Here is a 12714-nt window from a genome sequence, read left to right as displayed (position 1 = left end):
TTCACGCGACCTCCGTCGCCAGCGCGACCGTCTCGAATCGCTTCCGTAACCGGTCGGCCTCCTCCGGCAGGACCGCGGCCACGACGTAGCGGGCGTGATCGGCGAAGAAGTCGAGCAGGCCGTGGATGCGCTCCGCGTCCAGCATCTCGATGGCGTCCACGACGACGGCGGGCACCGTCTCGGCCACGTCGTAGACGAGATAGCCCGCGAGCGCGATCACCAGCCCCACGACCTCGCGTTCGCTCTTGCTGAGGGTGGCGACCGGCGCGCGGTAGACGCCCCCGTCGTCGGTCGTCCGGACGACCTGCAGATCGAAGCTCGTCCCCGCCTCGCCCTCACGGCGCTCGATCCAGACGCGCTCCAGCCCCCCGTACGAGAGCCGATCCAGCACGCGGTCCAGACACTCGTTGACCGTCTCGACCGTCTCGCGTTCGATCCGCTCGACGCGCTCCCGACACGCCGCCAGCCGGTCGGTCACCTCCGCTCGCTCCGCCCGAAGCGACTCGCGCTCCGCTTTCGCCTCCTCGGCGGCCTCGATCCGTCCCTCCACCTCGGCGAGTTCGCGTTCGAGGCGGCCGCGCTCGTACTCCAGGTCGCTCACCTCGCGGTGGCGCTCGACGATATCGGCGGCGGCGTCTGTCGCATCGAGATCCGCCTCCAGCGCCGCGATCCGGTCGCGCACGTCGTCGAGGCGGCTCTCGAGGTCGGTGAGCGTGCGCTCGCGTTCCTCGATGTCGCGTTCGAGGCGCCGCCGGCGCTCGACGAGATCGGCGCGTTCGTCTCGGCGGGCGTCGAGGTCCGCCCGCTCTTCTTGAAGCTCTTCGATCCGGTCCGCGACGGTCGCTCGCTCCGCCCGCTTCTCGCGGAGGATCGCCTCGACGGCCTCGACCTGTGCTTCGATTTCCGCGCGCTCGACGGGCTGCCCGCAGGTCCAGCAGGTGACGGTCCCCGTCTCCGGCTGCAGGTCCTCGAGGGCGTCGGCCGCGTCGAACGTCTCTGGCAGTCGCGTTTCGGCCAAGAAGTCCCGGTTCAACTCGACGATGGGGCTCAGCGCGTTGATCGTCTCGTCGAGCCGCCCCTTCCGGTCGCGGAGCCGGCGCAGTTCGTCCTCGACCGTCTCCAACCGCGTCTCGACGCTCTCGACACCCTCCGGCGCCGACGCGGCCAGTCGATCCGCGACCGATTCGAGGTCGTCACGGAGCGATTCGACGGCACGACGTTTCGTATCCCGCCGCTCGCGGAGTCGCTCACGCTCCTCCCGGGCCGCCTTCAGGTCGTCGAGGATCGCCCGCGTCGCCTCGGTGGTCTCCCGGTACTCCGCCTCGTCGAGTGCCGCCCGTCTCTCCTCGAGTCTCCCCGCCACGTCGTCGCGTTCGTCGGCCAACTGCCGCACCCGAACCTCCAGTTCGGGCAGGTCGTCGACCCGGTCGTCGAGGGCGGCGACGCGCTCGTCGATGTCGTCGCGTCGACCCTGCAGGCGCTCGATTTCGGCGTCGATTTCGGCGGTGTCGACCGGCCGCATCAGTAGCTCGTGGAGGTCGCCGTCGTCGACGACGGCCCGGCGGATCGGATTCTCCTCGCCGAGGACGACGAAGAGGTCGACGAGGGTCGACGCCGCGGCGTACGGCGTCGCGTCCGCGACGACCGTCTCCCCGTCCCGCCGGCGCAGGTCGAGTGCGTACCGCTCGTCGCCGGTGTCGAGCGCGACGGAGCCGGCGTCACACCCCCCACGGACCGGCGGGTGCGGGCCGCCGAGGACGCCGCCGAGGCTCCCCAGCAGCGACGACTTGTTCGAGGCGTTCTCGCCCGCGACGACCGTGACGCCCGGCGCGAGCGTCACGGACGCGTCTTCGATGCCGCCGACGTTCCGAACGTCGAGTCGCCACTGGTCGGCCCCGTTCCGTCCGTCTGCGGCGGTCGTCTCGTCCTCGGTCATCGTCGGAACTGCCCGGCCGACGTCGGTCGGGCGAACGTGTCTACGATACGTCCGGACGGGACTATTACGTTTGTGACTCCGCCCCACGACAGCCACAGCCGCCGCGTTCGAGCAGGCGCCGCAGGCCGTACTCCTCGCCGCAGGCCTCGCAGGCGACGCGTGCGGTCAGCGAGACGGTCAGGTCGCCGGCGTCGAACGCGTCCGTCTCGGCCAGCCGCGACAGTTCCCGCTCGGTCACCGCCTCCGTCCGGCCGACGAGCGTGTACACGGTTTCCCGGACTGCGTCGGCGTCGACCCCCGTCTCCCGTCCCGTTTCGATCCCCACGCACTCCCGAAGGTGGGTGCGGATCGTCCCGTAGGTGACGAAATCGTCCGTGACGCCGTCGACGTCGACGCCGGCACGGGCGAGGCGGTCCCGCGCTTCGGTGCGTGCGGCGTGGCTCACGTCCTCGGCCGTGAGCAGCCGGTGGACGTTCGCCGCCTCGCCGTCGAGCAACTCCATCCCCGCGGCCCGCATCGCCGCCGCCAGCACCTCGCGGTTGAAGAAGCGTTCGAGGGCACGGAGGCTCGCCCCGGTTTCGGTCCGGCGCTCGACCAGTCGCTCCGGGAGCGTCGGGAGCCCCCGGCGCTCGCAGACGCGTTCGACCTTGCAGCCGTCGGCCATCGGTCGTCGACGCTACGCGGGTCCGGCGCATAAATCCCGCCCCGAGCAAGGCTTATCCGCGCCGTCGCCAATGGTCGGGCGAATGGCCTCCCTCTCCGACCGCGCCGACTGGCGCCCCTCCCCGCCCGGCCTCGCGGTGTTCGTCTCCGGCGTCGTCAGCATGGGACTGGAGATTCTCGCCGGCCGCATCGTCGCCCCGCAGTTCGGGAGCAGCATCTACACGTGGGGGAGCATCATCGCCGTCTTCCTCGCCGCGCTGAGCCTCGGCTACCACCTCGGCGGCAAGCGCGCGGCGCGTCGGGCGACCCACGACCGACTCGCGTGGCTCCTCCTCGGCACCGCCGCGTACGTCGCCCTCGTCGTCTTCGCGTCCGACCTCCTGCTGGCCGCGGCCGGCGCTATCCCCCTTCCCGGTCGGTTCGCCTCGCTCCCGGCCGTCACCCTCCTGTTCGGCCCGCCGACCTACCTCCTCGGATTCATCAGTCCCTACGCCGCCGAACTGACGGAGGCGGAGGCCGTCGGCGCCGCCTCCGGCCACGTCTACGCCGTCGGCACCGTCGGCAGCATCGTCGGCGCCTTCGCCACCACGTTCTTCCTGATCCCCGCACTCAGCGTCGAGGCCATCGGCGTCGGCTTCGGTCTCCTCTCGGTCGGGACGGCGCTGTGGCTCGCGTGGGCGGCCGGCGGCCGCGACCCGGCGCTCGCGAGCGTCGCCGTCGCCGTCCTCGTCGTCGGCGCGGGCTTCAGCGGCGCCATCGGCGTCTCGCCCGGCGGTCCCGTCCTGTATCAGACCCAGACCCCCTATCAGGAACTCGAAGTCACCCAGGTCGGCGACGTGCGGACCCTCTATCTCGACGGCCAGCCCCACAGCGCGATGGACGTCTCCGACCCCGACCGCCACGTCTTCGAGTACACGCGCTACTTCCATCTCCCCCTGCTCATGACCGAGGACGTCGACCGGGTGCTCTTCGTCGGTGGCGGCGGCTTCACCGGCCCCAAACACTTCGCGTCCGAGTACAACGCGACCGTCGACGTGGCGGAACTCGACCCCGAGGTGATCGGGACCGCGAAACGCTACTTCCGGCTGGAGGAGTCCGAGAACCTGCACGTCTACAACACCGGCGGCCGGCAGTTCCTCCAGGAGACGAACCGCACCTACGACCTGATCGTCCTCGACGCCTACAAGAAAGACAAGGTGCCCTTCCAGTTGACGACCGTCGAGTTCATGCGCCTCGCCGAGTCGCGACTGGACGACGACGGCGTCCTCTTCGCTAACCTCATCTCCGCGCCGAGCGGCCCGGCCTCGAAGTTCTACCGCGCCGAACACAAGACGATGGCGCGGGTCTTCCCGCAGGTCTACACCTTCCCGACCGCTCGGGGGAGCGTCGTCCAGAACGTCGAAGTCGTCGCCACCAAACGCGACGAGCGGTTCACCGTCGCGGAACTGAAGGCGCGAAACGAGGCGCGGAACGTCGGCATCGACCTCGCCGACGAAATCGAGATGTATCGCCCGCCGCCGCGGACCGACGACGTGCCCGTCCTGCGCGACGACCGGGCGCCCGTCGACGCCCTCCTCGATCCGATGGTCGGCCAGCGGTACGTGATCCAGCGGACCGACGTGAACGGGTCGGAAACGGCAGCCCGAGCCGCGCGCCCCGCCGAGACCTCGGCGCTCGCCGCCCCGGTCCGGCGGCGCCCGTGATCACTCGATCCGCAGGTCGTCGACCACGTCCTCGTCGAGTTCGACGCCGATGCCCGGGCGGTCCGGCGGCGCCATGACGCCGTCTTCGAGCCCGAACTCGTCCTGGTTCGCGACGTAGGGGCTGGCGACGTACTGGCCGGGGTCGTCGGCGTCGTCGTCGTAGACGGCGAACTCGATGAGGTCGCAGGCGGGGCTCGCGACGGCGACGTGGAGGCTCGCCGCGTAGTTGACGAGCGGGCCGAACGCGTGCGGGACGAACCGTTCGTCGAACGCCTCGACGAGCGTCGCGACGCGGGTCGCGGCCGTCACGCCGCCACAGACGTACAGCGACGGCTGGTAGACGTCGAGCGCGTTCGCGCGGAGGTGGTCGACCGCCGGATAGTGGGGGTAGTGTGACTGGTAGGCGGCGATCGGCGTGTCCAGCTTCCCGTTGAGTTCCGCCTGTCCCTCGATGTCCGTATGCGAGATGGGCTCCTCGAACCACTCCATCTCCAGCTCGTCGGCCGTCCGGCCGAGGCGAAGCGCCTCCGGGAAGCTGTAGGAGGTGTTGGCGTCCATCGAGAGCCGGAAGCCATCGGGGAGCGCCTCGGCGATGGTCGTGATGCGCTCCCGGTCGTGTTCGACGCCCGCGCCGACGGTGATCTTCATGGAGTCGAAGCCGGCGTCGGCGAGCCACGCGCCGTCCTCGACCAGTTCCTCCGTCGGCTTGCGGTGTGGGAAGGTGGCGTAGGCGGCCACGTCGCCCGCCGCGCCCCCGAGCAGTTCGTACAGCGGCTTCCCCGCGTCCTTCGCGGCGATGTCCCAGAGCGCCTCGTCGATGGCCGAGAGGGGCTTGAACACGCCCGAGCGCTTGGCGTGCTGGTAGAGTTCGCTCCAGCGCTGGCTCACGTCGAGCGGGTTCTCACCCACGAGGTGTCGCGTGAGCGAACGTACGCCCTCCGCTACGACCACCGCATCCCGACCGGCGGGATCGTACGTCAACGTCTCGCCGAGGCCGGTGATACCCGAGTCGGTGTGGACCTTGACCACGACCGGCGCGACGCCGACCGTCTGTTCGGTCTCTCCCAGCTTCATCTGCACCGACTCGACGGGGCTCTCCATCGGTATCGCTTCTACGTCGGTTACCTGCATACGACCCGTTTCACCCGCGGCCGACATAAGCTGTTAGTACGGCCGACCGACACCGGTCGCTCGCCGGTACGTAGCTTCACGAAAAACGCGAAAGTCGCCTTCCGGCGACGATCCGCCTAATTAGACGCGAACGACGTTCGTCGCGCGCGGGCCCTTGGGGGCCTGTTCGATGTCGAATTCGATCTCGGTCCCTTCCGTCAGATCCTCACCGCCAACGTCCTCCATGTGGAAGAAAACGTCGTCGTCAGCATCCTCAGTCTCGATGAAACCGTAGCCGCCAGTGTCGTTGAAGAAATCAACCTTACCGTTTGCCATTGCAGTTGGAACGAGGGCCACTCGACGGTTAAGCGTTGTGTATTCGTTTTCTAGATGCGGTTTCGAGAATACGAACGTTTCGTGAGAGGCTGTCTCACTATTTGTTTATCCAGAACGGTCGGTTTTCCGCGCGCTGAGTGCCCACTTCCACACCAACGGCCGTCAGCCCCGGCGAGTTCTCCCGTTCACTCCCGCGAGTCGAGCTCCTGGTAGATGACGTGCCCGCAGGCCTTGCAGTGGGAGGCGTCGACGTCGTGGTACGCGAGCCCACACTCCGGGCAGGTGACGTTCACCTTCCCCTTGTGTCCCCACTCCTTGACGATCTTGCTCGCCTGCCACGGAATGATGATGATGCCGGCGAGGATGGTCGCCACGGTCACCCACCGACCCGCCGTCGTGACGGGGAGGATGTCGCCGAAGCCGACCGTCGAGAGGGTGACGACAGTGTAGTAGAACGCGTCGCCGAAGGTGTTCACGCCCGGGTTCGCCGCGTTTTCGGCGCTGTAGAAGAGCCCGGCGGAGACGAAGAAGATGACCAGCACCGTGAGGAGGAGTTTGACCGCCCGGAGGGTGTTGTCGGTGACGGTGCCGAAGAAAAACTCCGCGTCGCGGGTGAAGCGGTAGAACCGCAGGACACGCACCACCCGAACCACCCGCAGGAAGCTGATGTTCACCCCGACCGCCGAGAGCGGCAGGACGAGCACCGCGAGCGTCGGCAGGATCGCCAGCAGATCGACCATCGTGTAGCCGTTGAAAAACTCCGCCACGCGGCTCCGCGCGCCGTACAGCCGGAGGACGTACTCGACGAGGAACACGAGGGCGATGGCGACTTCCAGTTCCCAGAGCAGGGCGTCGGTCGCCGGCGACAGCGCGTACGTCTCCGCGACGAACACCCCGACGAACACCAGGTTCAGCGCCAGCAGCCCCACGTCGATCACTTTCCCGAGGGGCGTCCGGTGGTCCAGCAGGTAAAAGCGCACCACGTCGCGAGCGCTACGGTCACCGCCGGTCGACGCGGCCGTCATGCGATAGCGTCCGTCGCCGACCTACGTAGACCCTCGGATCGAGCGTCAGGACCTTTGGCCACGCTCCCGACACCCCGGACGATGGTCCGCCGACGCCGCGCCGACCTCGACCGTCTCTACGCCCTGCTCGCCGACCTCGCCGACCGCGTCGGCGGCGCGCGGAAGCTCAAGGACTGTACCGGCTACATGGACTGGCCCGACCGCGGCGTCTACGTCTTCTTCGCGCCGGGCGAGACGCGCTCGCCCGACCAGCACCGTGTCACCCGCGTCGGCACCCACGCCGTCTCCGCCGGCAGCGGCACGTCGCTCTGGGATCGGCTGAAGGGACACTACGGAACCGGAGCGGGGAGTTCGGCCCACCCTCACGGCGGCAACCACCGCGGCTCCGTCTACCGCGAGCGCGTCGGCGAGGCGATCATCGAGCGACACGCCCTCCACGACGACTACCCCGACTGGGGGACGCGGTGGTCGGGGGTCGACGGCGACCGCGGCGCCGTCCGCGACGAGGAGTACCCCCTCGAACGGCGCGTGAGCACCTACGTCCGCGAGCAGCCCTTCCTCTGGATCGACCTCGACGACGAACCGGGCCCCGACAGCGACCGGGCGTTCGTCGAGCGAAACGCCATCGCGCTCCTGAGCAATTTCGAGCGGTCGACGGTCGACCCCCGCGCCGACGACTGGCTGGGCCGGCACAGCCGGAGCCGGAAGATTCGGGCGTCGGGCCTGTGGAACGTCGCCCACGTCGACGAGGGGTACGATCCGGCGTTTCTGGATCGGCTGGAGCGGGCCGTCGAGGGGACGACGCCGCCGTAGGGGGGCGCCCCGTCTACTCCGTCGCGCGCTCGGGCACCGCGTACGGCTGTCCACAGCCGTGAATCTCCAACTTGCAGTCGGGACAGGCGGTGTGGCGCTCGCGGCGGTGCGCGACGGACTGTCGCTGTCGCTTCGGGTCGGCTTCGAGCCGTTCCCTGACGTCGTCGGGCAGGGCACCGAAGGCGACGAGGTCCGTCCCGCAGTTCGGACACGTTCGATTCACACCGTCCGATACGTCGCGCGCGACAAGACGGGTTCGGTCGCCGTGGAACGGGCCTCGGCACTCATAGGGCTCGTCACCGTCGGGTGCCACCCCGACTCGGAGCGGTGCGCTCGTCATCGGCCGTTCGACGCTCCGCCCCGCAGGCTCAAATGTCCCCCGACCCGCGGCTTTGTGTCGCTCCGACGCGTAGCAGGCGTCGATGACCGAGACGGACACCAGCATCGTCCTCTACGGGGGGAAAGGCGGCGTCGGGAAGACGACCTGTGCGGCGGCCCACGCGCTCGCCCGCTCCCGGTCCGGCGCGCGGACGCTCGTCGTCTCCACGGACCCCGCCCACTCGCTGGGGGACGCGTTCGAACGCGAGTTGGGCCCCGATCCCACCGAAATCCGCGACTCGCTCGCGGCGGTGGAAGTCGACCCCGAGACGGGCCAAGAGGCGTATCGCGGCGTCGTCGAGGCGCTGGTCGCCGAGTTCCGGTCGGCGGGGATTCGCCTCGACGACGCCGACCTGGAACGGCTGTTCGAAGCCGGACTGATCCCCGGCGGCGACGAGGTGGCGGCGCTGGAGTACGTCGCCCGCTACGCCGACGCGGACTACGACGCCGTCGTCTTCGACACGGCGCCGACGGGGCACACCCTGCGACTGCTCGATCTACCGGACGTGCTCGCCGAGACGCTGGGCGTCGCCGGCGACGTGCAACGACGGGTGCGACGGACTGCCCGCGCCGCCCGGAGCATGGTGCTCGGTCCCGCGGCCTACTGGGGCGGCGGCGACGACGGCGACGCCGTGGCGGCGCTTCACGACCGCATCGAGGCGGTCGGGGCGATCCTGCGCGACCCCGAGCGGACCGGGTTTCGGGTCGTCTGTACGCCCGAACGCATGGCCATCGCGGAGAGCGAACGCCTCGTCGCGCGCCTGCGCGAGGCCGGGGTGCCGGTCGACTCGGTCGTCGTGAACCGGGTGTTCACGAACCCGGACGACTGCGACTGCGATCGGTGTCGGCGCGACGCGGCGCGCCACGCCGACCGCCTCGCGGCCGTGGACGAGACGTTCGACCTCCCCGTGCGGTGCGTACCCGAACTCCCCGGCGAGTCACAGGGACTGGCCGCGCTGGAGCGGGTCGCGGACGCGCTGTAGTAGCGATTGAAACTGTTTGACGGCCGATCGTCCGCCGCGCTGCGATCGACTGTGCACTGACTTTCAATCGCTACTATCGTCGATCCGGTCGCGCGCGGCGGCGACGAGAAGCGGGAGGGTGATCGTCGCGTCCCCGAGGACGGTGACGTTTTTCGCCGACTTCTCCAGCTTCCCCCACGACCGCGCCTCGTCGAGGGTCGCCCCCGAGAGGCCGCCGGTCGAGGCGGGGTCCGTCGTGAGCTGGACACCGTAGTCGTACGCCTCCGGCACCGTGAGCATCGTCTGGAGGACGAAGTTCTTGGGGACGCCGCCGCCGACGACGGTGGCGCCGGCCTTCTCGGCGTCGAAGGCGACGTCGGTGATGTTCGTCAGGTCCGCGAGCGCGTCGAGCGTGAACGACGACACCTGCGAGTGCATCCACGCCTGGATGCCGAGCACGGAGTCCTGAATCGCGGGGACGAAGACGGGCACGTCGTTCTCGTACGCGGCGGCGGCGATGCCGGCGTCCTCGTCGACGCCGTTTGCCTCGTTGGCCTCCAGATTGGCCCGTCCCAGCACCCCTGTGAACTCGCTGGTGGCGACGACGCCGTCGAACTCGGGGAACACCCGGTCACGGAGGTGCCCCTCGAACAGCGTGAAATGTTCCTGCGGGAGGTAGACGTTGTAGATGCGATCCACCCCTTCGTCGCGGAGTCGTTCGTCGTGGTCGCGTTCGTGGCCCGCCTCGGCCGTCCGGCCGTGGTGGTGTTTGCCGCCGACCGCCTCGATGGCGTCGTGGGTGAGGTTCGCGCCCGTCGTCACGAGGGCGTCGATGTGGCCGTCGCGGATCAGCTCCGTCACCACCGAGCGCATCCCGCCGGGCACCATCGCGCCGGCGAGGCCGAAGAAGTTGGTCACGTCCTCGCGGGCCAGCATCTCGGCGTACACGTCGACGGCGCGGCCCATCTTCGCCGCGCCGATTCCCGCCTTGGCGTACTCGTCGGCGAGGTCACCGACGCTCATGCCCGCCCACACGTCGGCGTGGCCGAGCGGATCCTCGTGGAACTCCTCCCGGTGATCGGTTCCGTCCGCGTCGTCGTCGGTCATTGGCGGCCCTGGGCGTCCCAGCGATTTCAACGACGCGATTCGTTCCGTGACGCGTGCCGATCACCACTCCACGAGCGTTCGCAGGCCGGGCCACGGGCTGTAGCGCTCCCCTCGCTCGGCGAAGTACGTCCGCGTCCGGCGCTTCCCGTCGACGACGAACCGGAGTCGGTCCCGAACGCTCCGATTCCGGAGGTGGACGGAACTCGCGGGGTCGAACCAGGCGTCGCCGCCCTCGATCCGGCACCGGCCCCGAACGACCCGCTGTTCGAGGCTGGAGAGGTCGTCGTCGTGCCAGTGGAGGAGGACACAGGCCGGCTGTCCGTCCGCGGGCGAGACGCCCGGCGGTGGCGAGAGTCGGAGCCGACCGTCCCGGACGGTCGGGGTCGCCAGCGGCCAACTCCGGGGCCAGCCGTCCTGGACCAGCGTCGCCACCGCGCGGTCGTACGTCGCCGCCTCGCCCGCGTCCACGTCGCCCGCGGGCCACGCCGGCACCGTCGCCCCGACGTCGTCGACCGGGCACCGCTCGACCCCCGTCGGCTCGATCTCGATCAGGATCCGCAGTCCGTACCAGTCGAGGGTCAGGAGACCGAGCCGAGTGTCGAGGAAGTCGGCGGCGGCGGTCATCGCCGCCCGCTTCGGCGACGGCGGCTCGTCCCGCAGGAGTCGCTCGACGACGGCGGCGTTCGCCTCGGGGTCGCCGTCTCGGACCGCCGCTCGGCCGGTGAGGTGGAGCCGTCCGTCGTCACCGTGCAACAGGAGCGACACGCGCGGGTTCGCCGCCGCGCGCTCGGCCTTGCCCGCGAACGCGGGTGCGGCCGTCGCGACGACCACCTCGCGTGTCGGATCGTAGAACGGCGTCAGCGGCACCGTCATCGGCCGATCACCCTTCGCCGTCGCGAACTCGGCGGTCAGCGAGCCGTACACCGCGTCGCTGACGGCCGCGTCGGTCACCCCCACAGCCCCCGCACCGCCTTCCGCAGGCCGCGCTCGGCCTCGCCCGGATGCGGCAGGCCGAGCTTGAACGCCACCTCGTCCTGTCGTTTCGCCGGGTCGAACAGCCGGGGTTCGTCGAGGTCCCACACGGTGGGTGGATCGGCGTCGACGCCCGTCCGGTCGATGATACCCCGGACCGCTCGGCGGGCCGCCTCGTTCGCGCTCTCCATCGTCGCGAGATCAGTCTCGGTGCGCACGTAGTCGGCGGCGAGGACGAGGTTCGGCGCCTCGGTCACCGCCCGGGGTCGGTAGCGCAGGGAATCGACCGTGTTGATCAGGAGGGGTTCGGCGTTCGCCATCCGGCCCCCGTCCTCGACGATCGCCGGGTCGAGCACCCAGTCGTAGAGGGCGTCCTCGGAGAGGCGTTCGGCGTCGCGGTTCAGGTGCGCCGCGAGCTGGTGCCACACCTCCGTTTTGATCTCCTCGCGACTGCACTCGCGGGCGGGTTTGTCGTAGACGACGCCCGGCGTCTCCCAGTCGGAGACGATGACGGAGAGCACGCCCTGGACGGCGTCGTCGTTGTCGGCGCCCACGTCGAAGGGTCCCTCGTCCCAGAACTGCCGCTGGGAGATGGCGGTCAGCGCCCACGGCGAGTCGGTGTAGGCTTGGTGGCCGCGCGCGAGGGGCACGTCCTCGGTGAGGTAGAACTGGATGCCGTTCATCCACGCGGTGTCGAGGCGCTCGACGTGTGCGAGCGACGGCGCCGCCTGTCGGAGTGCGGGCGTCACCAGCGACGCCATCACCTCCACGGGGAGCGCGGCGACGTAGTGGTCGGCCGTCGCGCGCTCGTCCCCCGCGAGTTCGACGCCGGTCACGACGTCGCCGTCGCAATCGACGCTCGTGACCGGCGTGTCGGTGTGGAAGTCGACGCCCAGCGACTCCAGATGCGCCACCCAGGGGTCGATCCACACGTCGCTCGTCGGTCCGTTGAGCACCGCCTCGGTGGGACGGGTGGGATCGATCTGATCCAGCATCAACTGGACGTATATCTGGCCGATGGTCCGGGCACTACCGCGTTGTGGCTGGAGCGCCACCAGCGCCTGTGTGCTCTCCGCGAGGTGTTTGCGGTAGGCCGGCGACTGCGCTTCGGCGTCGACGAACTCCCACCACGACACCCGGTCGAGCTCGCGTTCGCGACGCGCCCGACAGCTGGTGAGCAACACCAACAGACGCCGTAAGAAGTAGTTCGTTTCCGAGGGAGTCAGCTCGCCGCCGCCGATGGTCGGTTTGAACGCCTCGGCCCACTCCGCCACCGTCCGGGGGGTCCGCGTCTCCGACACCGTCTCCGGGCCGTTCGTGCTCGTGATCAGCGTCTCGTCCGTGTGGACGAGGCTGTCTGCCACCGTCCCGCCCTCGGGCCGCGGAATTCGATCCATCGTCTCGCGCAGGTTGCGGTAGAAACCGGGGAAAAAACGGAAGCCGTGTTCGGCCTGAACCGTGCCGCCGTCGTGGGTCGAGATGGGGAAGCTTCGGGCCTTCCCGCCCAGTCGCTCCCGTGCCTCGTAGACGGTGACCTCCACGCCACGCTCGGCGAGTTCGTGGGCGGCACTCAGGCCGCCGACCCCCCCGCCGAGCACGGCGACCCGTGGTGTTCGCGTCGACATGTAACTTCGATGGTTGGATCGAGCATAACTGTTTCCCCGGTCGAGTCCCCCGTCGGCTACCGTCTCCGTCACCCGATAGATCCG

Annotated in this window: 12 protein-coding genes; 3 read left to right on the top strand and 9 right to left on the bottom strand. The window is 69.7% G+C overall.

Annotated elements, in window-relative coordinates; translation table 11 throughout:
- Window position 1: 1 nt before the first annotated feature.
- Both DU484_RS17230 and rdfA read right to left on the bottom strand, forming a co-directional pair.
- Window positions 2-1936 carry an archaea-specific SMC-related protein gene (locus tag DU484_RS17230; RefSeq protein ID WP_114584142.1) on the bottom strand — a complete coding sequence of 645 codons (1935 nt, stop codon included), beginning with the start codon at window positions 1934-1936 and terminating at the stop codon, window positions 2-4.
- Window positions 1937-2000: 64 nt separating this feature from the next.
- The gene (gene rdfA, locus DU484_RS17225; protein ID WP_114606548.1) at window positions 2001-2600 is read right to left on the bottom strand and encodes a rod-determining factor RdfA; all 600 of its coding nucleotides are present in this window, start codon (window positions 2598-2600) and stop codon (window positions 2001-2003) included.
- An 82-nt stretch (window positions 2601-2682) separates the two neighbouring features.
- On the opposite strand from rdfA, the gene DU484_RS17220 reads away from it, so the two are divergent.
- Entirely contained in the window at window positions 2683-4302 is a 1620-nt protein-coding gene (locus tag DU484_RS17220) for a spermidine synthase (protein ID WP_114584140.1), read from the top strand.
- Here the strand turns inward: DU484_RS17220 and DU484_RS17215 are convergent, their stop codons facing one another.
- The 3 genes from DU484_RS17215 to DU484_RS17205 all read right to left on the bottom strand — a co-directional run bounded on the left by DU484_RS17215 (window position 4303) and on the right by DU484_RS17205 (window position 6773).
- The gene (locus DU484_RS17215; RefSeq protein WP_114606547.1) at window positions 4303-5433 is read right to left on the bottom strand and encodes a mandelate racemase/muconate lactonizing enzyme family protein; all 1131 of its coding nucleotides are present in this window, start codon (window positions 5431-5433) and stop codon (window positions 4303-4305) included. It lies immediately after the preceding gene.
- Between the two features lie 120 nt (window positions 5434-5553).
- On the bottom strand, window positions 5554-5748 hold the full coding sequence (locus tag DU484_RS17210) for a cold-shock protein (protein ID WP_049937282.1): 195 nt from the start codon (window positions 5746-5748) through the stop codon (window positions 5554-5556).
- A 185-nt stretch (window positions 5749-5933) separates the two neighbouring features.
- The gene (locus DU484_RS17205) at window positions 5934-6773 is read right to left on the bottom strand and encodes a potassium channel family protein (protein ID WP_114606546.1); all 840 of its coding nucleotides are present in this window, start codon (window positions 6771-6773) and stop codon (window positions 5934-5936) included.
- Window positions 6774-6854: 81 nt separating this feature from the next.
- On the opposite strand from DU484_RS17205, the gene DU484_RS17200 reads away from it, so the two are divergent.
- Window positions 6855-7586 carry a hypothetical protein gene (locus DU484_RS17200; RefSeq protein ID WP_114606545.1) on the top strand — a complete coding sequence of 244 codons (732 nt, stop codon included), beginning with the start codon at window positions 6855-6857 and terminating at the stop codon, window positions 7584-7586.
- Window positions 7587-7599: 13 nt separating this feature from the next.
- Here DU484_RS17200 and DU484_RS19670 read toward each other — a convergent pair whose 3' ends face one another.
- Window positions 7600-7809 (bottom strand): hypothetical protein, encoded by a 210-nt coding sequence (locus tag DU484_RS19670; RefSeq protein ID WP_157969587.1) that lies wholly within the window; start codon window positions 7807-7809, stop codon window positions 7600-7602.
- A 199-nt stretch (window positions 7810-8008) separates the two neighbouring features.
- Here DU484_RS19670 and DU484_RS17190 point away from each other — a divergent pair, with 199 nt between their 5' ends.
- Window positions 8009-8947 carry an ArsA family ATPase gene (locus DU484_RS17190; protein ID WP_114606543.1) on the top strand — a complete coding sequence of 313 codons (939 nt, stop codon included), beginning with the start codon at window positions 8009-8011 and terminating at the stop codon, window positions 8945-8947.
- A 63-nt stretch (window positions 8948-9010) separates the two neighbouring features.
- On the opposite strand, the gene DU484_RS17185 is transcribed toward DU484_RS17190, so the two are convergent.
- Genes DU484_RS17185 through DU484_RS17175 form a run of 3 tightly spaced genes read right to left on the bottom strand, consistent with a single transcriptional unit; the run spans window position 9011 to window position 12630 of the window.
- Window positions 9011-10033 carry a deoxyhypusine synthase gene (locus DU484_RS17185; RefSeq protein WP_114606542.1) on the bottom strand — a complete coding sequence of 341 codons (1023 nt, stop codon included), beginning with the start codon at window positions 10031-10033 and terminating at the stop codon, window positions 9011-9013.
- A gap of 60 nt (window positions 10034-10093) precedes the next feature.
- Window positions 10094-10990, bottom strand: coding sequence for a pyridoxamine 5'-phosphate oxidase family protein (locus tag DU484_RS17180; RefSeq protein WP_114606541.1), 897 nt, complete (start codon window positions 10988-10990; stop codon window positions 10094-10096).
- A complete protein-coding gene (locus DU484_RS17175; protein ID WP_114606540.1) occupies window positions 10981-12630 on the bottom strand; it encodes a hydroxysqualene dehydroxylase in 1650 nt (549 codons plus the stop codon). The genes DU484_RS17180 and DU484_RS17175 overlap by 10 nt, the downstream gene beginning before the upstream one ends.
- Window positions 12631-12714: the final 84 nt, after the last annotated feature.

The sequence above is a fragment of the Haloplanus rubicundus genome (assembly GCF_003342675.1).
Lineage (GTDB): Archaea > Halobacteriota > Halobacteria > Halobacteriales > Haloferacaceae > Haloplanus > Haloplanus rubicundus.
This window is presented reverse-complemented; position numbering and strand designations above follow the sequence as displayed.

Excerpts from the sequence above, each read along its gene's own strand:
- DU484_RS17210 (WP_049937282.1), bottom strand. The coding sequence starts at position 5,748 with ATGGCAAACGGTAAGGTTGATTTCTTCAACGACACTGGCGGCTACGGT.
- DU484_RS17185 (WP_114606542.1), bottom strand. The coding sequence starts at position 10,033 with ATGACCGACGACGACGCGGACGGAACCGATCACCGGGAGGAGTTCCAC.
- DU484_RS17200 (WP_114606545.1), top strand. The coding sequence starts at position 6,855 with ATGGTCCGCCGACGCCGCGCCGACCTCGACCGTCTCTACGCCCTGCTC.
- DU484_RS17215 (WP_114606547.1), bottom strand. The coding sequence starts at position 5,433 with ATGCAGGTAACCGACGTAGAAGCGATACCGATGGAGAGCCCCGTCGAG.
- DU484_RS17175 (WP_114606540.1), bottom strand. The coding sequence starts at position 12,630 with ATGTCGACGCGAACACCACGGGTCGCCGTGCTCGGCGGGGGGGTCGGC.
- rdfA (WP_114606548.1), bottom strand. The coding sequence starts at position 2,600 with ATGGCCGACGGCTGCAAGGTCGAACGCGTCTGCGAGCGCCGGGGGCTC.
- DU484_RS17230 (WP_114584142.1), bottom strand. The coding sequence starts at position 1,936 with ATGACCGAGGACGAGACGACCGCCGCAGACGGACGGAACGGGGCCGAC.
- DU484_RS17190 (WP_114606543.1), top strand. The coding sequence starts at position 8,009 with ATGACCGAGACGGACACCAGCATCGTCCTCTACGGGGGGAAAGGCGGC.
- DU484_RS17220 (WP_114584140.1), top strand. The coding sequence starts at position 2,683 with ATGGCCTCCCTCTCCGACCGCGCCGACTGGCGCCCCTCCCCGCCCGGC.
- DU484_RS17205 (WP_114606546.1), bottom strand. The coding sequence starts at position 6,773 with ATGACGGCCGCGTCGACCGGCGGTGACCGTAGCGCTCGCGACGTGGTG.